A 20,549-nucleotide genomic window follows, 5' to 3' on the forward strand; every position below is an offset into this window, starting at 1 on the left:
TAAAAACGCTGATTTTTTTATGATTTAAATTATTTGTACGTAAAATTAATTGTTGTAGATAAAAGGAAATTCAAGATGAGTAAAAACATGAAGATTGCAATTATTGGCGGTGGGATTGGGGGCGTAGCCGTTGCCGCAGCTCTGCAACAGAAAGGAATGAAAACTCATATTTTCGAGCGGGCAGCTGAGTTTGGCGAGATTGGGGCCGGCATTCAAGTTACCCCAAACGCTGTAAAGGTATTAAATGAACTTGGACTAGCAGACGATTTAAAGCAGATCGGTTTTCTGCCTGAGGCTTTGGTAGGAAGAAACTGGGAGAACGCGAGAGAATTGTTTCGGATTCCCTTAAAGGAAGTGTGTCCTGACCTGTATGGAGCTGATTTTTATCATGTTCATCGGGCTGACTTACATCGTATTTTAACTAAAAAGATAGGTGACTCAGAGGTAAGTTTTTCTAAGGTATGTGTAGGCGCACGCCAAGAAGGGGATAAAGTTATTGCTGAATTTGCAGACGGCTCTGAGTTTGAAGCGGATTTACTGATAGGGGCTGATGGAGTACGATCTGTAATAAGAACGCATTTATTTGGAGAAGATAAACCTAGCTTTACAGGGCATATGTGCTACCGTGCTCTTGTTCCTTTCGAGGAAATGCCTTCTTATGTCGCGCCGGAATCATCGTTCTGGTTAGGCCCCAAGGGTCACGTTGTAACCTATTACGTAAGTGGTGGGAAAGAGGTGAATATTGTAGCGGTTAAAGAGACGAAAGAGTGGGTGGAGGAATCGTGGAACGCACGTAGCACACGAGAGGAAATGTTATCGGATTTTGAAGGATGGCATGATAATCTGATACATTTATTTAAAGATGCTCAAGAAGTTTATCGCTGGGGGTTGTTTGACCGAGATCCAAGTGAAACCTGGACTAAGGGACGGATTACCTTATTAGGAGACGCTGCACACCCTATGTTACCTTTTTTGTCTCAGGGGGCAGCCATGGCTATCGAGGATGCCTATGTTTTAGCTAGCGCTTTATCTCAATCCCCAGACAATCTTACAAAAGCTTTAGAGCACTATGAAGCTGAGAGAATACCCCGAACAAGCCGAGTACAGCTTGAAGCCAGAGAACGCGGGCGTACCTACCATGTATCTTCCAGAGAAGAGTTAGAAGAGCGTGACCGCGCTTATCAAGAGCAGCAAAAACGTGATCCGCACGCTGGTGGTATTAAAGCAAATTGGGTGTATGAGTATAATGCGACTGATTTTAAAATAGCATAAGCTTTCTAGAGATGGGTCGGTTTTTTGACCCATCTCTTTCTCTCATCTGGTCTTCTTCTTTAGCTTAATTAATTTCATTATGTTTTATTGCTGATAATAACTAATTTAAACTATGTTTTCTGTTGAACAAAAAAATAAGCCAAGACGCCCAGGTCGACCAGAGGGAGTTACGCATACACGTGAAGGAATATTAACCGCAGCTGAACATGTGTTTGCTGAGAAAGGTTTTTCCGCACCTCTTAGAGAGGTGGCTCAAAAAGCAAAAACAACGACCTCGCTTATCAATTATTATTTTGAATCCAAGTTAGGCTTAATCGAAGCATTACTCCTTTCACGAGGAGAAGCTATTACTAAAGATCGTATGGAGCGGTTAAAAAGTCTTTTATCTCAAGACACACCGCCTACAGCTGAAGAGTTAGTTAAAGCTTTTCTAATCCCTATTACAGAGATGCGCCGAACTCCGGCTACAAGACGCTATTTAAAATTACAGTCTTGGCTTCACATGGAGCCGTCAGAGTATGCTTTTATTTTACGCCGCAAGCTCTATCAAGAAGCAACGGAAGCTTATACAGCCGCTTTGATTACAGCACTACCTGATACCCCTCCAGAAGTGATCTACTGGCGATATATCTTAACGGTAGGGGCCTACTTATATGCTGCATCCGACACTAATCGTTTAGAGGAAATTAGTGGTGGGCTTTGTAATCCTGATGATACAGATGAGCTAGCTAGACAAGTGACTGCTTTCGTTTCTGGGGGCTTTATGGGGGCAGCCCCTAAAAAAGAGACGGGAGATTGATTAACCTTTTTTCTGCCTACAGAAAAAGATGTTCCTACGACGCTCAGGCGTAGCATTGTCTTGTCCTGAACAGGTGGTCGCTGAGACTCCTGTTACAGTAACTCGACTACGAGCCAAGTTTTTCAGTGATTTGTAGCGTATACGCTTTTTGTGTTGAGTTATATTGTCATTTGGAAATGTAAGGTGCACTGACATTTTATAGTAGCCATATTCTGGCACGAGTCTGCACAAGAAGCTAAACATCAAATTCTTTGCCTCGTTTTTTAAGGTGACGTATCTTTAATCCATAAGCGCCCAGTTAAAATGTGTGAACTGGGCGCTTATTTTTTATTTTGACTCCTTGGTAGGCTAACAGTATGCGGCGATAGAGGGTTGATGCGTTTTCTTTTGGAAATGTTTTCATTTGCTGAAGCTAAGGTTTAGTGTTGCTCTTTACTTGCCCTTAGAAGTACCTTGAGTAAAAAGGTGTCTAATTAACTGTGCGCATAACTTTTCAGTCAATGTTTTGCTCTCTATGGAAATTAGGCACGGTCAGAGGAAATACAGCACAGGTCTACGTACATAAAAAAAGCCCTAAACAACTAGGGCTAATGAATAAGGGCATAATAATTTTTATGGTTGTGTAGCCATTTGCCGATAGTGGGATTTAAGACCAGACCAAAACCCCCAAATAGCAATTAGCAAGGTAATAATTAAAATTGTTAGGCTAATAGGGCGATCAATAAAGGTAGAGAGCTGGCCATCTGATAGCAACATAGAACGACGGAAATGTTGTTCAATTAATGGCCCTAGCACAAAACCGAGTAGTAAAGGGGCCATAGGATACTGAAAGCATCGCAATATATAGCCAAATAGCCCAAAACCAGCAACGAGTAAAATATCAATAACGCTGTAATTAACACTATAAGTGCCAATAGCAATAAACATTAATATAGCTGGGAATAGTAGGTGATAGGGAATAGTTAGGACGCGTACCCAGACACCTATCAGAGGAATGTTTAGTATGACCAGTAGGATATTTCCAATCCAGAAACTCATTACTAAACCCCAAAATAGATCAGGTTGCTCCGTCATAAGCTGAGGACCCGGCGCTATGCCATGAATCATCAGAGCTCCTAGCATAAGCGCCATAGTGGGGCTGCCTGGCAAGCCTAAAGAAAGAGTGGGTATAAATGAGGTTTGGTCAGCGGCACTGTTAGCTGTTTCAGGGGCCATAATGCCCTCAATGGCTCCTTTACCAAAGTGGCTGGGTGTTTTAGAGCAGCGTTTTTCTATGGCATAGGAAACAAAGGCGGCTAAAGAGGGACCTGTTCCAGGTAAGGTGCCAAAAAAAGAACCAATGCCTGCGCCACGAGCCATGGGTCCCCAAGAACGTTTGATATCATCTTTGTTTGGTTTCATGGCGGCGAAACTCAGCGTTTTTTGGTCCAAGTCTTTGGTGTTAACTTTACCAATGCTTGCTATTACCTCGGAAATTCCAAAAATACCCATAGCTAAAGCAATCAAACTAACGCCATCGCCTAGGTCAAGTAGACCAAAGATAAAGCGAGGGGTGCCTGTATAAATATCTGTACCTACCATGCCAATGGTAACCCCAACTACCACCATTAAGAGCCCTTTTGTAAAGGAGCCATTCGATACGCTACTGGCGGCAACTAAACCTAAGAGCATTAAAGAAAAGTATTCTTGAGCAGAAAAAGACAGGGCATAGGCTGCAATAATAGGGGAAAAAAGCATGAGTAAAACAATGCCAATAGACCCACCAACCAAGGAGGCGATTGTGGTCATAAACAGAGCAACACCACCTCGACCTTGTTTTGTCATAGGGTAGCCATCTAGGCAGGTAATTGCATTGGTGGGAGAGCCTGGTACATTTAGAAGAATAGAGGCGGTACTACCACCGTAAGTCGTGCCATACCAAATTCCCGCTAGCATAATAAGTGCGGCTGTTGGTTCCATATGGAAAGTAATAGGAAACAACATGGATATGGCAGCAAGTACCCCAACCCCTGGAATAACTCCTAGAAAAGTACCTACAAGCACCCCTAGAAAACAATATAAGAGGTTATTAAAGCTGAGGGCGACGCTTAAGCCTAATAGGGCGTTTGAGAATAAATCCATTATAGAACACCATGAATGAGGCTAAAGTTCATGCTAAGCATGACTTTGAAGATGAGATAGGCAATACAAAATAAGACAGCTGCTAATAGGAATTTTTTGGGCCAAGAGAACCTTTTTTCAGCTAATGAGGCAATTAGGACTAAAGAAAAAATAGCAGGGAGAGCTCCTAGGCGTTCAATGAGTAATGCAAAAGCAATAATAGAGAGGGTGACAAAAAAAGTAGTTCGTGTATTGAACTCTCGTTTTGGGGCTTGAATCCCAATACTTGAAATCGTAACAATGAGTCCTAGTAGAGCCATTGTGATGCCTAGAATGGCAGGGAAAAAGCCTGAACCCATGTTGGTGAGCTCACCCATATCGTAATTGCTGCGTGCATAGAAAAAAATGCCAAGACCAAGAAGTGAAAAAGCACTTCCAACGATCATATCTGCGCGGTCATTTTTCTTCATTTTAGGAGTCTCCACTATCTGATTTTTATCTTGATTGAGGTCTTATTTGGTGATGTTGGCATCACGTAATACTTGGCCCCAACGTGGGTATTCTTCATTAAGCATGGCTTGGAACTCCTCTGGGCTGCTACCTAAAATCGTGCTGCCTTCGCGTTCAAAAGCATCAATTAACTCAGGGTCATTTAGAGCTGTGCGGATAGCGGCGTTGAGACTAGTGACTGTTGCAGGATCTATATGAGCGGGGCCAATTACCGCTTTCCATTCGTTGACGTCATAGCCGTCATAGCCTAGCTCACTGATGGAAGGTACATCTGGTAGAGCGGAGGTGCGTTCAGCTGAGGTGACGGCTAAAGGGCGTACTGAGCCAGCACGGATTTGTGATAAAGCGCTAGGTAAACTAGTGGCTACAAAACTTAAATGTCCCCCCATGGCTTCAGTAATAGCTTGAGTCGCTCCAGGATAAGGAATGTGGCGAATTTTGGTGTTACTCATTTGACCCAAGTACTCCATAGCCAAATGGCTGACTGTGCCAATACCGGGAGTGCCGAGGGTTAAAGTCTTTCCTGATTTGGCATCGTTAAGAAGATCGTTCAGATTTGTATAAGGAGATTGGTTGGCAACCACCACTACAACAGGTTGAGTAGCAATAACTGATATCAGACTGAAGTCTTCTAGAGAGTTGTAGCTAATGTCTTTGTTTAAGTTGGGGTTTATGGTCATGTTGGAGGTTTGTCCCATGGCCAGGGTATACCCGTCTGGGGTTTGGCGTGTTAAATAGCCTAAGCCGATGCTACCCGCCGCGCCAGGTCTATTCTCCACCACAAAATTCCAATCACTGGTTTTGCTGATTTTATCGGTGAGCAATCGAGTGGTAATATCAGTACCGCCTCCAGGGGGATAAGGGACAACAAAATTAATGCTTTTTTCTGGGAATGAGTTAGCGTGAACTAAGGATAGAGCAGTCGATGCAAACAGACTGGCTCCAGCCAATAGACTAACGATTAATTTGGTTTTCATGGTGTTTATCCTTGTCTCTATTTATTGTTTAAAAGGCTACAACGGGCAGTTTTTTTGGCGTAGAAGGTTAAGAAGTCGATCTAAATCAACAGCGCCTGAGGCATTTTGAGTACGAACTCGTTTTTCGTGCTGAGCTAAGTCTTGGCAGCTGTTGAGTAGAGTAGAGGCTTGGTCTGCTGGCACACAGATGACGCCATCCGCATCAGCTACGATAAGGTCACCAGGGTGTACCACCATGCCCGCACAAGAAATTGGTGTATTGAGCTCGCCGGGGCCTTCTTTTTTTGGGCCTTTGTGCGTATGTCCCTTGGCATATATAGGCATATCTCCTTGAGCCCACTCTTCGATATCACGAATCGCTCCATCAATGACAAAGCCGCCTATCTTTTTAGCTATAGCCGTGGTGCGCATGAGTCCGCCGATCACTGCAGTGGATAGATCCCCACTGGCATCAACCACAATAATATCGCCGGGCTCCGCGCAGAGAATGGCGGCATGGAGCATGAGATTATCTCCAGGACGAGTTTTGACGGTAATGGCATTGCCGTACATACCGCCATGTTTTAGAGCATTATGATAGTCCCGTAAGAGATTGCTGCCATGGTAACGACCAAGGGTATCGCTAATATGAGCAGTTGGAACGTTTTGATAAGCATGCAAGACCTCTGAGGGCACGAGACTCACCCGTGGTTTCATAATAAAACCAGTAGGCCAAGTTGCTTGTTGAGCTTGAGTGATATAGTTATTCATAAACGTTGTCTTTGTTGGAATCTAGGGTTAACTAAATGGGCGGGATTAATCGTTTGGTGCTGTAGATAGGCCAACACATTTTGGGCAGCAAGCAGTGCTGTACGCTCTAAAGATTGGTCTGTGCTGCCCCCTACGTGAGGGCTTAATATGACTCGATCTAGATGAAGCAAAGGGTTGTTGGAGGCAGGGGGTTCTATGGCTAGGGTATCGAGGCCCGCTGCATAGAGATGCCCACTTCTGATTGCATCGGCTAGGGCGAGTTCATCAATAAGCTGACCCCTAGCGGTGTTGATTAAAATGCTGCCAGATCGCATGTACGCTAGAGTTTCTCGGTTGATGAGTGCATTACCTTCTTTTTGTGCGGGGCAATGTAACGAAACAATATCTGAGTTGCTCAAAAGCTTTTCTAGAGAGGGGACTAGAGGATATGGTGCCTTGGTCAATAGAGGATCATAGGCAATAATATTCATGTTTATAGCTTGAGCTAACTGAGCTACGCATTGTGCAATACGACCTAAACCGACTAGGCCTAGAGTTTTACCGTAGAGCTCTTTGCCGGGGCTTGAGCGAGGCCATAGACCTTGTCTAACGGCTAGATGATGTTGGGGTATTTGGCGAGCACAAGCCAATATCAAACCTAAGCACAGTTCAGCTACACCTTGGGCATTTGTACCGGGAGTGACCAATACAGGAATGCCTTGCTGAGTAGCAGCCTCTATGTCTACATTGTCATAACCTATACCATGTCGGGCAATGACTTTAAGGTTGGGGCTACTTTGAATAAGATGTTGTGATAGAGGGTAGGTGCGAGAAATAATGGCATCAATTGACTGATGAAGCAGCAGGTGCTCTAGTTCGCTTGATTTATCATCAGATTGCAAAAAAAGCAATTTACAGTTGGCTTGCTGCAAATAGTGAATAGCGGCAGAGCTGATTGTAGGGGCAGTAATGAGGACTGTATAAGACATCTTTTTACCTTTTACTCGTCCTCAAGATCGCGTGTATCTGTTCCGGTGTAGGACCAGAGCCAGCCTTTGGGAATAGGACCTTTGTTACGTGTGCTAGATTGGCTTTGCTCCCATGCATGAGCAAGTATTCCTACCGAACGTGACAAGACAAATAGCCCTCTACATAATGCAGGAGGGAAGCCTAGTGCCCCATAAATAGCTGCTGTAGCCCCATCAATATTGATAGGAATGCGGCGAGATTTTTTAGTGTATAGATAATGTTCTACCCCTAAGGCAATAGCACGGTAATTGCCGACTGTCGCCTGAGCTTGTTCTGCATCCTGTAAGAGCTTCATAAGAGGCTGACTGCGTGGGTCAATGGGATGAAAACGGTGCCCATAACCAGGAACGTATTTATTGCCTTGAGCAAAAAAAGCCTCTAACTCTAATTGGATGGCATCTTCTAAAGGCTGCTTTTGGTCTAGGCGTTTCTGAATGCATTGAAACAACTCTAAGCACTGTTCACCAGCCCCTCCATGTACGTCACCTAGAACATTTGTGGCTGAGGACATGGCGTTATTAATACCTACTCCGCAGCTGATTGCCATACGAGCAATGGCAATACTAGGGGCTTGAGGACCATGATCTACACCAGCCATTAAGGCGGCACTTAATAGGGACTCTTGAGTAGCTGTAGGAGTATCTCCACGAAGCATGAGCCAAATCATAGAGGTAAAACTGAGTTGCCCAATGAGGTCTTGGATGGGATAGCCATGGAATTGGATGACTCCAGGGCTCATTTTAATAATATTGGTTGCCCACCATTGGGCAGCTTGCTCTTTAGGATCTATGTGTGCGTGGTGCATGCGGCTTCCTTAGATAATAGCTAGTTGAGTCAATTCTTTAATGGCTTCTGGGCTGTAACCTAGTTCGGTAAGAAGACGTGTAGTGTGCTCGCCAAGTAGAGGTGGGTAGCAACTGGGTGCGGGGTCGCCGGAGTTCAGACGGAATCCTGCTCGGACCACTTTTATTTCATTACCTTGGTCATCTTTAAGAGTTTTGATAAATTGTCGTTCTTGAATTTGTGGTTGAGCCAAGGCGGTGGGAATATCTTGAACTACACCTGCAGGGATGTCGTGCTGATTTAAAATCTTTGCCCAGTGTTCAGCGCTATGCGTGCTAAGAGCTTCCTCTAGTTCAGTATTTAAGAGGGTGCGGTGTTGTTTGCGTGACTCGCGTGTTTTAAAGCGTGGGTCTTCAAGCCAGCATTCGCGGTTAAGGAGTTTAGCGAGACGTTCAAATTGAGTCTGTTGATTGGCTGCGATGTTGAGCAAGCTTGTCTGGGTTCGAAATGCTCCAGAGGGCACAGCAGTCATGTTTTGATTGCCTAAACGTGAAGGTTCTACACCAGCAATTAGCCAGTTAGAGACCACCCAGCCCATCGTGCCTAAAGTGGATTCCAGCATTGATACATCAATGTAATCGCCTTGACCACTTTGATTGCGTTTGACTAGAGCAGAACTAATAGCAAAAGCTGCGTTTAGGCCACCAATAGTGTCACAAATAGGATAACCAACTCGCAAAGGGCCAGAATCCTGATCGCCTGTTACGGCCATGACACCTGATAAGCCTTGCACAATTTGGTCATAGGCTTGTAGTTTAGCCATAGGGCCGTCTTGACCAAAACCCGAGATTGAGCAGTAAACGAGCTTAGGATTCAGAGTTTTTAACGTGTCATGAGAAAAACCCAATCTATCCATTACACCTGCTCTAAAGTTTTCTACTAGAACATCAGCGCTAGCTACTAACTGTAAAAAAATTTCTTTGCCTTTAGGATGTTTCAGATCTAGGGTGATTGATTTTTTTCCCGCATTTTGTGCGAGAAAAGAGGTACCCATTTGTTCTTCATTCCGTTTTACGTCGGCCCCTAGTTGCCGGGCTAAGTCACCGACTTGAGGGCGTTCGATTTTAATAACTTCTGCTCCTAACTGAGCAAGTAAATAACATGCATAAGGACCAGCCAACACATTGGTTAGGTCTAGAACGCGTATCCCTGATAGCACATCAGACACAGTAGCAACTCCATTAGTTTATTCTACCTAGTAGAATAGATATTCCGTTCAGTGAAACTAGAAAGTAGTTTACAATGCACTATATCGTCAACCCTATTTGATAGAGATAAACCCTTAGTTCTCTGTTTGTAGTTTTATTTATGAAGGTATAAGTTGACCATGACGCAAAAAAATAATCGTGTAGAGTCAGTCGAAAGAGCGCTGTCTATTTTGGAAGCCTTTAAAGGTGGAGCAGTAGAGTTAAGCCTGACTGAGTTGGCGGGAAAAACGGGTCTATATAAAAGTACTATCTTGCGTTTAATTAGCTCGTTAGAGCATTTTGGCTATATACGTAAAACAGGAGCGGGGCAATACCGTTTAGGACCCACTTTGCGTCAGCTAGGTCTGCTGTATGAGCGGGCTTTTGATTTAGAGGGTTTAGTGCGTCCAGTTTTGGCAGACTTGGTTGCAAAAACAGGGGAAACTGCAGCGTATTATGTTCGTCAAGGTAATCAAAGGCAGTGCTTATACAGACAGAACTCACCTCGTGCTGCACGCCATCATGTTGAGGAGGGTATTTTGCTTCCCCTGGGAGTAGGAGCGACGGGTAGAATTTTATTAGCCTATGAGACTGAAACTATGGATGAGTCGATTCAGGAGCAAGGTTTCTATATATCACTGGGTGAGCGGGATGTGGATGTAGCTGCAGTTGCTGTTCCTGTGCTTAGTCATGCTGGCCGCATTTATGGTTCTTTGATGGTCTCAGGTTTACGGTCTCGATATGAGGAAGCAGAGCAACAACTTGCTCTTGAGGAGTTACGAGTTCAAGCAAAAAAAATGGGAGAGCAATTTGATACGCTAGGGTTATGAGCGCGATAGTTTTTACATTGTATGAATGTCATACAGAAAAATAGCTCCATCTTCGTTGGGTAGGAGCTATTTTTATGTAAGCAAATCGTTTGTGTAGGGCAGATTTGAGTATAGGCTTACTCACAAGGAGAGGTGAGAAGCCTAATTGGCTTAAGAGCTCACAACAAAGGCTGAACTCATTTTCTATTTTTCCATAGATTAAATGTGCGGCTTCTTCATTTTGGGCTAACCAGCCATAACGAACTGTTCGCTTAGAGTGTTCGACGTAGGCATTTTTTGCAGGTTGTTGGGTTGGGTATGAATCAAGTTGATTTGTCGTGAAACCGCCCACTCAAGCAATGTTTTACCAATATATTTTGCCCTTTATGGCTACGTCAAACTTCATTTCGCACCGACATCGTCCAGCTTTCCACGCCATCGATTGATTTGACTTAGCACTCATATAACTTGCCGACTTAATGCGCAGATTGATTTCGAGTCGCCGATAAAGGCAATAGACTCATTTGTGATTTCAGATAAATCCTTTGATATTACGTAAGTAGGTGAAGCATAAACCGAAGCCCCACTTGCGCTAGTCTGTCGTTAATCGAATTAATCAATCCGCTATCACGTCATTTTCTTGAGTCGCTGGTTTTCCCGCTCCAATTCTTTAAGCCGAGTCATCATGGAGGTGTCCATGTCGCCGTATTTTACGCACTATTTATAAAATATTGCATGGCTCATAGCGTGCTTACGGCACAGCTCTGGAATCGGTGTACCAGCTTCAGCTTGCTTCAAAATGGTCATGATTTGGTTATCGGTATAACGGGACTTTTTCATTGAATTTCTTTTTCGAGAAATTCTACTTTAAAGCACTGCGGTTTGTTGGAGGGATTAGCGGGTGATTACCTTATGAACTGTGCGCTTGACAGTAAGTCTACGAGATTTCTATAGTTCCGTTTTTTTTATGCACTTTATTAACTAAAACTATGCCTATAACAACAAAAATGAATCCAACTAAGTGGTGTACATGTATTTTTTCTTTTAAAAAAATCAAAGCAAATATAGTGCTAAAAATAGGAGTTAAGTACATGAATAGACTTGCTTTAGCAGGGCCGATCGAGGTAACGACCTTTCCCCAAAAGAAATAGGCAAGAATAGATGGAAAAATGGCAAGATAAATAATAGCAGTTAATGTTGGATAGCTAAAATTAGCCCAGCCTGTATAAGAAGCCTCTATAAACAATAGTGGTATATGCAGCAAGCATCCAATAAAGACTATAGAAAATAAAAAAACAAAAAAAGGAAGCTCTATTACCCACTTTTTGACGAGTATAGTATATAAAGACCAGCAGGCTACACCTAACAATATAAAAATATCCCCTTGGTTGAAGTTTAGTTTTAAAAAAACAGAAAGGTCTCCAGAGCTAAATAAAACCAATAAGCCAAAAAATGAAGCAGTAATTCCTATATATTGTTTAAATTGAAATGACTCTTTAATTATAAATATAGATAGTAGTAAAGTAACAATAGGCATGGTTGAGTTGATTAAAGCACCATTTATTGCTGTTGTTTTTTGTAATGCTATGTAAATAAAGATGTTGAATCCAACAATACCTAATAAAGAAAATATAAAAATTTTTTTGATGTTTTTAATTATAGTTTTGTAATGGTCTTTTAGTGTTTTGTATGTAATTCCACTTAAGATAAATAGTGCTATCAGCCAACGGAAAAATGAAAGTTGTACCGGAGGAATAGTCGTTACAGCCCATTTTCCCAAAACAAAATTACCTGCCCAAAATAAAGGGGGTAGTATGGCTAATAAATAAATGGAAAAATTCCATTTTGGGGTAGTCATAGGGGTTTTCATCTATGCTTAATTCCATTAATAATTAAAAAGACTGCTTATAAGGGCAGTCTTTTTTGTTCATGGCTTATATTTTGGTGGTTTCGTAAGTGGTGGAGTGAAATAGTTCATCGACCTCCATCCGACGCGCCGATAGGCCTTGTTTATAGTGATGTTTTAAAAAGGTATCTAAGGTCGCTCGATTAGCATCTACGCCGTAACTCCAGAAGTCCAAGCCCATTAGATCGCGGGCAGCTTTGAGCTGTTCTTCTACAAAAGGCAGAGTCACTTTAGTAGCTGAGGTGTCTGAAAGTTTCTCTAGTGCTATTGCTTTGGATTGCTCAAAGGCTTTAAGTAATGCGGCGGGTAGCCAAGGATGCTGTTTAACAAGGCTTTTTCGTACACCAACTAAATGCATAATAGGAAAGACGTTCGTGCGTTTATAGTAGTCTTTGGCTGCTGCTGTTGGGTCTTCAAATAACCAGTTCACATTCGGATTATGAAGTGCTGGGCCGCTGGGTGGGCGAGGGCCCATAAAACCATCTAGTTCGCCGGTATGAATCATTTCAGAAATGGTTCGTCCTTCAGGAGCATTAACTAAATGAACATCAGGGGGTAGGTCTAGTTTAATTTTTTCAGGGCGACCAGGCTCATCGATTCCTCCACGCACCCAAGTGACATCTGACGGTTTCACTCCATAGTCATCTTCTAGCAAAGCGCGAGCCCAGACATTGGCTGTGAGTTGATATTCTGGTAAGCCTATTTTTTTTCCTTTTAAGTCCTCGGGATTTTTTATTCGATCTGATCGAACATAAATAGACGTATGCCTAAAGGCTCTAGATAAAAAGACAGGAATAGCGATATAGTCATTTTCTCCTTTAGAGGCACTTACTAAATAACTAGAAAAAGATAGCTCTGCTATATCAAACTCTTGATATCTAAAGGCTCGGAAGAACATTTCCTCTGGGAACAAGGTCATGCAGATAGGATCTACGCCATCAATCTGCACACGGCCATCAATTAAGGGGCGAGTGCGATCATAATTACCTAAAGCAATGGATAGTGGTAGTTTTTTCATTAAAATTCCTTGGCATTAAACAACAGAGTCAGGCTTTTTTTCTGGGGCATTCCAAACGTAATGGGCGGGGTAATCTTGCCATCTTGTTGTTTTGGGAATAATGGCTTGAAAAGAGCAGACATCCGGGGCGATCATGGCGTCTTTTGTTCCAATAACGGTGCCATTTTCTTGAAAGCGCTGCACGGCAGCAATCATTTGTTTACGGAATTCCACAATAGCAAGATCACTGGCTCCTAGACGCTCTTGGGTGCGATCTGCTATGGCTCCCATGGTGACCCACATCGCAATATCTTGATTAGGGAAACCGGTAATACCGGTGAAATTACCGTCTTTCATAGCTTGACGGTCTTGCCAGAAACGATTATCCCAGTTACGTAAAGGGCGATAATATTGATCTAAGTCTTTGCCAACTTCTTGGCCTAGGAATGCACGCCATTCTGCTGTGCTAGGTGTGGAGTCAGGATGGCCCCAGGCAATAAAGTAAAACACCGTGTTTTGGTCATCTGAAGGCACATTGATATTGGCTACGTTGTAAAGGTTATTGGGTGGGATAAGCGCTGTAGCGGGTGCGACAAAGACGGTTGAGCGTACGTAGTCATTTTTTGTTGGTTGAGTAATGGGCCGACGTATAGCTGCATAGCGGAACCCGTAGGGGGTGTTTTCAATTTGCAGCTTAGGGGCTTTATCTGTAGATGGTCTTAGCCATAACTCACCTGTGGCTTCCGCACTATTGACTCGAGCAGGAACCATATCAGAAGAATGCAAGCTTGAACTATGGGCTGAGTCGATGGCGCCTTCGAGTACTTGCGCCCAGTTACATGGCAATATGGCTTTAGCAATGGTAACTTTTGTCTCTTTAGTGGGTGCCCAAACAGGAGGAGTAAATTCAGGCATTGTTTCTTTGGGCCCCATATATGCCCATACAAAACCACCCCATTCGTGGGTGGGGTAAGCCGTATGCTTCACTTTATTAACAAAGCCGCTACTTACAGGTTCGGAAACCATTTCTGTCACGTTTCCTTCAACATCAATTTTCCAGCCATGATAGAGGCAACGTAAGCCGCAATCTTCATTGCGACCCATAACTAATGATGCACGGCGGTGTGGGCAATATTCATCCATCACCCCAAGACGACCTTTGGTGTCACGAAAAACAACTAAATCTTCACCAAAAATACGGGCTTTAACCGGAGCGCCATCTGCCTCTGCTACCTCTTCTGATAAGCAGATAATGGTCCAGTGACGGCGCATGAGTTGTCCCATGGGAGCATTTCCCTCGACTCGGCATAACAAATCGTTTTCTTCAGGTGTAATCATATGTAGCCTCTTTGTCTCAAATGAAATTGGTGGTTTTTTATGATGAAACACTATTAAATAAGTTAGCTAACTAATTAAATTATGTTAGGATTCTATTAGATATCTAAGGATATGGCAATATCATTCAAAATAAATAGGATCCCCATCGAGAGTTTATAGGAGAAAAGGATGAGTAAAGGAGCAAAGACGTTGCACTTATACGTTGAAGGTAAACGAGAAATCGCAACGAATATTTATGAGTTTGACTTGCGTGCTGTAAATGGAGAGGCGTTGCCTCTGTTTACGGCTGGTTCACATATCTCAGTCAAAACACCTAGCGGTCGAACGAATAAATATTCACTTTGTAACCCCCTTGAGAATGCAAGTCGATATGTGATTGCAGTAAGACGAGATGAAGAGGGGCGAGGCGGCTCTATTAGTATGGTAGACAATTTACAAATAGGAATGACCTTAGAAGCTACAAGCCCAGTTAATTTGTTTGAGATGACAAACACTCGTCCCGAGTATGTGCTGATCGCAGGTGGTATTGGGATTACTCCTATTTATGCCATGATGCAGTCTTTAAAAGATCAAGGGGTTACTAGTTTTACTGTCTATTACTTAAGCCGTAATGCTGAAAGTGCTGCTTATTTATCCGAGATAACTCGTACAGATTGGGGTGGGCGTGTCGTAATTCATCACTCTAACGGCGAAGAGAGCAATAGGTATGATTTATGGCCTGTACTAGAAAGCTCAGGGAATAAACAGGTGTATTGTTGCGGTCCTTTATTACTTATGGAAGAGGTAAAGGCCATGACAGGGCATTGGCCACAAGGCACCGTTATGTTTGAGAGCTTTGGGGTTGATGCTGCTTTAGCACGAACTAATGTTCCTTTTCAAGTCCAGTTGGTTAAAAGTGGAAAAACGTTAGAAGTAGATACTCAAACAACTATTTTAGAGGCTTTAACTGCGCAGGGGGTTAATGTACCTAGCTCTTGTGAAAGTGGGACTTGTGGGTCATGTAAAACAGCTCTAATTTCAGGCGATGTAGAGCACAGGGATATGGTGCTTGATGAGTATGAGCAGGAGCAAAACATTATTATCTGTGTATCTAGAGGGTGTGGAGCAGAGCCTGTTGTTTTAGGGCTGTAATAAAGGAAAAATGATGGAAGAGAAAAAAATAAAGCTAGGAGTGATAGGTTTGGGGCGCGCTTTTATGCTCATGTTGCCTACTTTTTTACAAGACTCTAGAGTGGAGCTGGTTGCCGCAATGGATCCTAGGGACTCTGCGAGAAAACGATTCAGTCAGGATTTTCATGCCGCTAGCTACGATAATATTGAGGATTTTTGTGCTGATCCAAGGGTAGAGGTTGTTTATATTGCATCCCCCCATCAATTTCATGCAGAGCATGCGCGCTATGTGGCACAGATAGGGAAACATATTTTGTTAGAAAAGCCCTTAGCCATCTCGATGACTGAATGCCATGACATTGTAGAAACCATAGAGCAAACGGGGGTAGTGTTGGTAGTAGGACATTCGCACAGTTTTAATGGTCCTGTTTTACACGCTAAACACTTAATAGATCAAAACGTATGGGGTTCCGTGCAAATGATCCATGCATTTAATTACACTGATTTTTTATATCGTCCTCGTCGTCCCGAAGAGCTAGACACGAGTCAGGGTGGGGGCGTTATATTCAGCCAAGCAGCACATCAAATTGATATGATTCGACTATTAGGAGGCGGGTTAGTCAAAACGGTACAAGCAAAAACAGGGAACTGGGATCCTGCTCGTCCTACAGAAGGAGCTTATAGCGCTTTATTAACGTTTGAAAATGGTGCTTACGCTAGTGCTACTTATAGTGGGTACGGTCATTATGATAGTGATGAGTTATTAGGTGGCATAGGAGAAATGGGGTTTTTGAAAAGCTCTGATGATTATGGTAAAGCGAGACGTCGTTTGAAAGAAATAGGCTCTATAGAGCAGGAAAGTGCATTAAAGGAAGAGGGGAATTATGGGAGCAAAAATTACCAGCCTCCTTTATTAGTGACTACGCCTTACCATCAGCATTTTGGTCATGTCGTCGTTTCAATGACAAAAGCGGATCTACGTATACAACCCAATGGGGTCATGGTTTATTCGGACGAAGCACGTTACTTAGAAAACACCGTAAAAAAACCTGTTCCTAGAGCTGAAGTTATTGATGAATTATTTAATGCCATTTTTTTAGCTACGCCTGTTGTACACAGTGCACAGTGGGCCAGAGCGACAACTGAGGTATGTTTGGCTATTTTAAACTCAGCGCGCACTGGAGATAGTGTGCAACTTCAATATCAGGTGGTGGCTTAGTGTTTAAATTTCTTCTAATAAGCTGTGATCAGCTAGATTGGTTTGGATGACGTTTAAGAGCCTAAGCAATGTTTGCATTTCTGAGTCCGATAGCCCTGAAGAGGCTTCACTCAGTACCTCTTTAGCGAGTGGAACTAGTTTTCCCTCTAGCTCACGTCCTAGGTCTGTCAAATATATATTAATTTTACGGCCATCCAGAGCATTCCGTTCGCGCTTTATAAAGCCACAGCGTTCCATGGAGCGAAGAGCGGTTAGTGTTGTTGGCTCCATCGTACCTACTAGCTGAGAGAGTTCGCTTTGTGTTAAGCCTTCTTTATGCCATAGAACACGCAAAAAATACCACATCCCTAAGCTGACGCCATGGGGTTCAATCAGGCTTTGTAAGCGTCGTTGGATAAGACGGTGTGAGGTTCGTATCTGATAGCCTAAGCTTTTTTGTAGAGGCAAAATTTCTTTTGTCATAGGAGTGCTCGAAATGGATTGATGTGCCTATCAATGAGAGAGTAATAGGTTATTTTCTGATTGACAGGCTGTAATTTTATACTTAAATTAAAAATAAATAGTTAGCTATCTAATTTGTTTTGAGGCGATTATAGGTAACAAACATAATAAACAAATTGTTAGTATTATTTTTACACCAAAAAGTAAACACAATAAATCCCACGGAGGATGACAAGTCATGATACCTGAATTTTTTAATCGTATGGCCATTGCCTTATGCATGTGCTTTAGCGTAACAGTCGGCGCAGTTCAAGCGCAGTCAGTTAGTTACACGTTGGCAGGTGCTAGCCCTAGTGGGCTCTGGACCTTATTGGGGACGGGTTTAGATAATGCTGTTAAAAAAAGCATACCTGGTTCTACTATTACATACCAAACAACGGGAGGGGGCTTTGCAAATGCTGCTATGGTGCAACAAGGCAGAGCGCATTTAGGTTTAATTCATGATGCAGAGTTAAAAATTGCCTCAGCAGGTGAAACTCCATTTCGGGAACCTATGTCTAAGCTTCGAGTGATAGGTTACATGTATGACTGGGCACCTATGCAGTTTATTGCGGCAAAAAAGTTTGCGGATGAATACGGCATTGAGTCTTTAGCCGATTTAGCTAAACAAAAAGCGCCTGTACGAGTCACGGTTAATCGAGCAGGGAATATCACTGGAAGTATTGCTAGTGCAATATTAAACGAGGTGGGTGCCAATGAAGAGTCAGTAGCTTCTTGGGGAGGCGCGATTATAGCTGCGGGCTCTTCAGAGCAAAGCTCTCTTTTCCAAAATGGCCGCATTAATATGTTCACTAATGGGGTGTTTGTGGGGCATAGCTCAATCAGAGAACTAGAAAATGCCGTGGATATTAAGGTATTAGATGTTCCGCTTGAGGTCCGTGAAAAAATAAGCAAGCAATTTGGTATTGGGTTTTTTACTATACCTGCCGGCAGTTACAAAAACCAAGATAAAAACATTGAAACACTAACCTTGGGGGCCGTTTTGATTGTTAATGAGGACATGCCAGAGGAAGAGGCCTATGCTTTAACCAATGCCATTATAGAAAATATAGATAGTCTACGTGCAGTACACCCATCAATGAAATCCCTTGAAACTGAGCTTTTGGTTAAAGAAACGAGTATGCCCTTTCATAAAGGTGCGCTGAAAGCTTACAAAGAAAGAGGGTTGATTCAATGATCAAGAAAATATTTAGCTCTGGACGCCGTCGATCTTTTGTGGGTGCTCCAGGCATGATACTTAGTGCAATGGCAGCCCTGTTTGCCTGTTGGGTAACGTATATCAATGTCGTTGCGTTACCTGACGCCTTGCTAATAGGCATTCTATTTGTTTGCGGTATGTACAGTTTCTTGTTTTTGAGCATAGGCTCACATGAACAAGCGCCTGTGATACCGACTTTTATGGATTGGGTGTTGTCTGGGGCTAGTGCTGCTTGTGGTATTTACTTTATTTTGATACGAGAAGACTTAGTAACTCGTATTACCTTATTAGACCCTTTATCAAATTACGAATTACTATTTGGTAGCCTGTTATTGCTTTTAACCTTAGAGGCTACACGTCGTACTACCGGGGCAGGCTTAACCTCTATAGTATTGCTGTTCTTAGCCTATAACTTATGGGGCCACCACTTACCGGCTCCGTTCGGCCATGGGTATATAGACTTCAATTCATTTATTGATGTTTTGATGTATACCACGGATGGGGTTTTTGGTGTTCCTATCCAAGTAACGGCAAGTTATGTCTTTTTATTCGTTATGTTTGGAGCCTTTTTAACCCGTGCAGGTGGGGCTGATTTTATGTTCCAGCTAGCTGCTGCCCTAACAGGTAAAAGCCCAGGTGGTCCAGCTAAAATTGCAGTGTTATCAGCGGGCATGTACGGTACCATTTCTGGTAGTCCAACTGCAGATGTGGCAACAACTGGCGCAGTGAATATTCCTATCATGAAAAAGTTAGGTTATTCGTCTCGTTTTGCTGGGGCGGTAGAGGTTGCTGCCTCTACCGGTGGTGCCGCATTACCGCCTGTCATGGGGTCGGCAGCCTTTATATTAGCTGAGTACACCGCCATTGATTACCGGACGGTAGCATTAGCCGCTCTTATTCCTGCTTTGTTGTATTACTTGGGCGTGTATATGCAGGTTCATTTTCGAGCTTTGCGGCAAGGTATGAGAGGGATTGATGACATTCAGCCTGTATTAGAAACACTGAAAACAGGTTGGGTATTTGTCGTGCCTATTGCTGTTATTTGTATTTCCTTATTAATGGGTTATACACCAACATACGTAGCTGTATTTGGATCGATCTCATTATTAGTGATGTCGGTATTTAACCAAAAAACTCGCATGAGTATTTGGAGTCTTATCGAGGGCTTAGGCGAAACAACTTTACGCATGTTGCCTGTGGCTGGAGCTTGTGCAGCGGCTGGCTTGGTCATTGGCGGTTTAACAATGACAGGCCTAGCGATGAAAGGGTCTAGCTTAATTCTTATGGTGGCAGGATCAGGGTTGCTAGTCATTCTGCTAGTAGGTGCGCTTATTACTATTGTATTGGGTTTGGGTATGCCTACGCCTAGTGCTTATATTTTAGCTGCTATGGTTGTCAGTCCAGCTTTTGTAGCAGCAGGCTTGCCTACATTATCTTCTAATATGTTCCTGTTGTATTTTGCATTATTGTCAGCTTTAACGCCTCCTGTGGCGGTCGCTGCTTTTGCGGCGGCTGCTATCGCAGAAGAAGATGCAATGAAAATTTCAACTTCTGCCGTTCGGCTAGGAGCTATGGGCTTTATACTTCCATTTTTATTTATATGGAATGAGGCTCTTTTATTTAATGGAACAGCCTTAGAGATTTTATGTGCTTTTATAGCAGGTATAGTTACTACTTTAGTTATATCTTTTGCTTTAGAAGGTGGGTTAGCTTGGTACACTCGGTTGCTCTTATTTGGATGGGCGATCAGCTTAATGAACCCTAACTTATTGTGGGCAATACCTGCTGTAACCGTGACCCTTGTTTTATGGCTTCTTGGAAAAAAAATGGGTTACTTGAATAATTTAGCTATTAGCCTGCACAAGCCAACTGCTAGTAAATAAAACATACTGAATATAAGAGTAAATGTTCTTGAGTTAATTGGGCTTTGTTTGGAACAAGCCCAATTTTTTTATTTTTGACTATATTATGGCTATTTTGAAGCACTGCGGTTTGGTGGGGGTACCAGTGGATCCATAACTTTAT

Annotated in this window: 18 protein-coding genes and 1 pseudogene; 7 read left to right on the forward strand and 12 right to left on the reverse strand. The window is 42.9% G+C overall.

Annotation, left to right across the window (positions count from 1 at the left end; all coding sequences use genetic code 11):
• The first annotated feature begins 75 nt into the window (after positions 1-75).
• Positions 76-1,272: an FAD-dependent monooxygenase gene (locus ACBP46_RS09755; RefSeq protein ID WP_371016535.1), complete on the forward strand. Its 1,197-nt coding sequence runs from the start codon at positions 76-78 to the stop codon at positions 1,270-1,272.
• Between the two features lie 112 nt (positions 1,273-1,384).
• Complete coding sequence (locus ACBP46_RS09760; protein ID WP_371016536.1) at positions 1,385-2,071, forward strand: TetR/AcrR family transcriptional regulator; 687 nt, start codon at positions 1,385-1,387, stop codon at positions 2,069-2,071.
• 612 nt (positions 2,072-2,683) lie between these two features.
• Here the strand turns inward: ACBP46_RS09760 and ACBP46_RS09765 are convergent.
• The 7 genes from ACBP46_RS09765 to ACBP46_RS09795 are packed head-to-tail and all read right to left on the reverse strand — an operon-like array spanning position 2,684 to position 9,427.
• Positions 2,684-4,192 (reverse strand): tripartite tricarboxylate transporter permease, encoded by a 1,509-nt coding sequence (locus tag ACBP46_RS09765; RefSeq protein WP_371016537.1) that lies wholly within the window; start codon positions 4,190-4,192, stop codon positions 2,684-2,686.
• On the reverse strand, positions 4,192-4,641 hold the full coding sequence (locus ACBP46_RS09770) for a tripartite tricarboxylate transporter TctB family protein (RefSeq protein ID WP_371016538.1): 450 nt from the start codon (positions 4,639-4,641) through the stop codon (positions 4,192-4,194). The genes ACBP46_RS09765 and ACBP46_RS09770 overlap by 1 nt, the downstream gene beginning before the upstream one ends.
• Before the next feature lie 42 nt (positions 4,642-4,683).
• Complete coding sequence (locus ACBP46_RS09775) at positions 4,684-5,658, reverse strand: Bug family tripartite tricarboxylate transporter substrate binding protein (protein WP_371016539.1); 975 nt, start codon at positions 5,656-5,658, stop codon at positions 4,684-4,686.
• 36 nt (positions 5,659-5,694) lie between these two features.
• Positions 5,695-6,408 carry an RraA family protein gene (locus tag ACBP46_RS09780; protein ID WP_371016540.1) on the reverse strand — a complete coding sequence of 238 codons (714 nt, stop codon included), beginning with the start codon at positions 6,406-6,408 and terminating at the stop codon, positions 5,695-5,697.
• A complete protein-coding gene (locus ACBP46_RS09785) occupies positions 6,405-7,376 on the reverse strand; it encodes a hydroxyacid dehydrogenase (protein ID WP_371016541.1) in 972 nt (323 codons plus the stop codon). The genes ACBP46_RS09780 and ACBP46_RS09785 overlap by 4 nt, the downstream gene beginning before the upstream one ends.
• Positions 7,377-7,387: 11 nt before the next feature.
• Entirely contained in the window at positions 7,388-8,221 is an 834-nt protein-coding gene (locus ACBP46_RS09790; protein WP_371016542.1) for a citryl-CoA lyase, read from the reverse strand.
• A 9-nt stretch (positions 8,222-8,230) separates the two neighbouring features.
• On the reverse strand, positions 8,231-9,427 hold the full coding sequence (locus ACBP46_RS09795; RefSeq protein ID WP_371016543.1) for a CaiB/BaiF CoA transferase family protein: 1,197 nt from the start codon (positions 9,425-9,427) through the stop codon (positions 8,231-8,233).
• 159 nt (positions 9,428-9,586) lie between these two features.
• Between ACBP46_RS09795 and ACBP46_RS09800 the strand changes: the two genes are divergently transcribed.
• Positions 9,587-10,276, forward strand: coding sequence for an IclR family transcriptional regulator (locus ACBP46_RS09800; protein ID WP_371016544.1), 690 nt, complete (start codon positions 9,587-9,589; stop codon positions 10,274-10,276).
• A 612-nt stretch (positions 10,277-10,888) separates the two neighbouring features.
• Here the strand turns inward: ACBP46_RS09800 and ACBP46_RS09805 are convergent.
• The 4 genes and pseudogenes from ACBP46_RS09805 to ACBP46_RS09820 form a co-directional block, all read right to left on the reverse strand.
• Positions 10,889-11,095: pseudogene (locus ACBP46_RS09805) on the reverse strand (transposase); the annotation flags it as partial.
• A 97-nt stretch (positions 11,096-11,192) separates the two neighbouring features.
• Entirely contained in the window at positions 11,193-12,125 is a 933-nt protein-coding gene (locus tag ACBP46_RS09810; RefSeq protein WP_371016545.1) for a DMT family transporter, read from the reverse strand.
• Between the two features lie 64 nt (positions 12,126-12,189).
• The gene (locus ACBP46_RS09815; RefSeq protein ID WP_371016546.1) at positions 12,190-13,179 is read right to left on the reverse strand and encodes an ABC transporter substrate-binding protein; all 990 of its coding nucleotides are present in this window, start codon (positions 13,177-13,179) and stop codon (positions 12,190-12,192) included.
• A gap of 15 nt (positions 13,180-13,194) precedes the next feature.
• Entirely contained in the window at positions 13,195-14,496 is a 1,302-nt protein-coding gene (locus ACBP46_RS09820) for a Rieske 2Fe-2S domain-containing protein (protein WP_371016547.1), read from the reverse strand.
• Between the two features lie 168 nt (positions 14,497-14,664).
• On the opposite strand from ACBP46_RS09820, the gene ACBP46_RS09825 reads away from it, so the two are divergent.
• Together ACBP46_RS09825 and ACBP46_RS09830 are read left to right on the forward strand one after the other, a co-directional pair.
• Positions 14,665-15,627 (forward strand): PDR/VanB family oxidoreductase, encoded by a 963-nt coding sequence (locus ACBP46_RS09825; protein ID WP_371016548.1) that lies wholly within the window; start codon positions 14,665-14,667, stop codon positions 15,625-15,627.
• Positions 15,628-15,637: 10 nt separating this feature from the next.
• Positions 15,638-16,825: a Gfo/Idh/MocA family protein gene (locus ACBP46_RS09830; RefSeq protein ID WP_371016549.1), complete on the forward strand. Its 1,188-nt coding sequence runs from the start codon at positions 15,638-15,640 to the stop codon at positions 16,823-16,825.
• Between the two features lie 3 nt (positions 16,826-16,828).
• Here ACBP46_RS09830 and ACBP46_RS09835 read toward each other — a convergent pair whose 3' ends face one another.
• Positions 16,829-17,287, reverse strand: coding sequence for a MarR family winged helix-turn-helix transcriptional regulator (locus tag ACBP46_RS09835; RefSeq protein ID WP_371016550.1), 459 nt, complete (start codon positions 17,285-17,287; stop codon positions 16,829-16,831).
• A gap of 217 nt (positions 17,288-17,504) precedes the next feature.
• On the opposite strand from ACBP46_RS09835, the gene ACBP46_RS09840 reads away from it, so the two are divergent.
• Complete coding sequence (locus ACBP46_RS09840; RefSeq protein ID WP_371016551.1) at positions 17,505-18,503, forward strand: TAXI family TRAP transporter solute-binding subunit; 999 nt, start codon at positions 17,505-17,507, stop codon at positions 18,501-18,503.
• Entirely contained in the window at positions 18,500-20,407 is a 1,908-nt protein-coding gene (locus ACBP46_RS09845) for a TRAP transporter permease (protein WP_371016552.1), read from the forward strand. The genes ACBP46_RS09840 and ACBP46_RS09845 overlap by 4 nt, the downstream gene beginning before the upstream one ends.
• Positions 20,408-20,549: the final 142 nt, after the last annotated feature.

This window comes from Paenalcaligenes hominis, assembly GCF_041359055.1.
In the GTDB taxonomy this organism is placed as follows: Bacteria; Pseudomonadota; Gammaproteobacteria; order Burkholderiales; family Burkholderiaceae_B; genus Paenalcaligenes; species Paenalcaligenes hominis_A.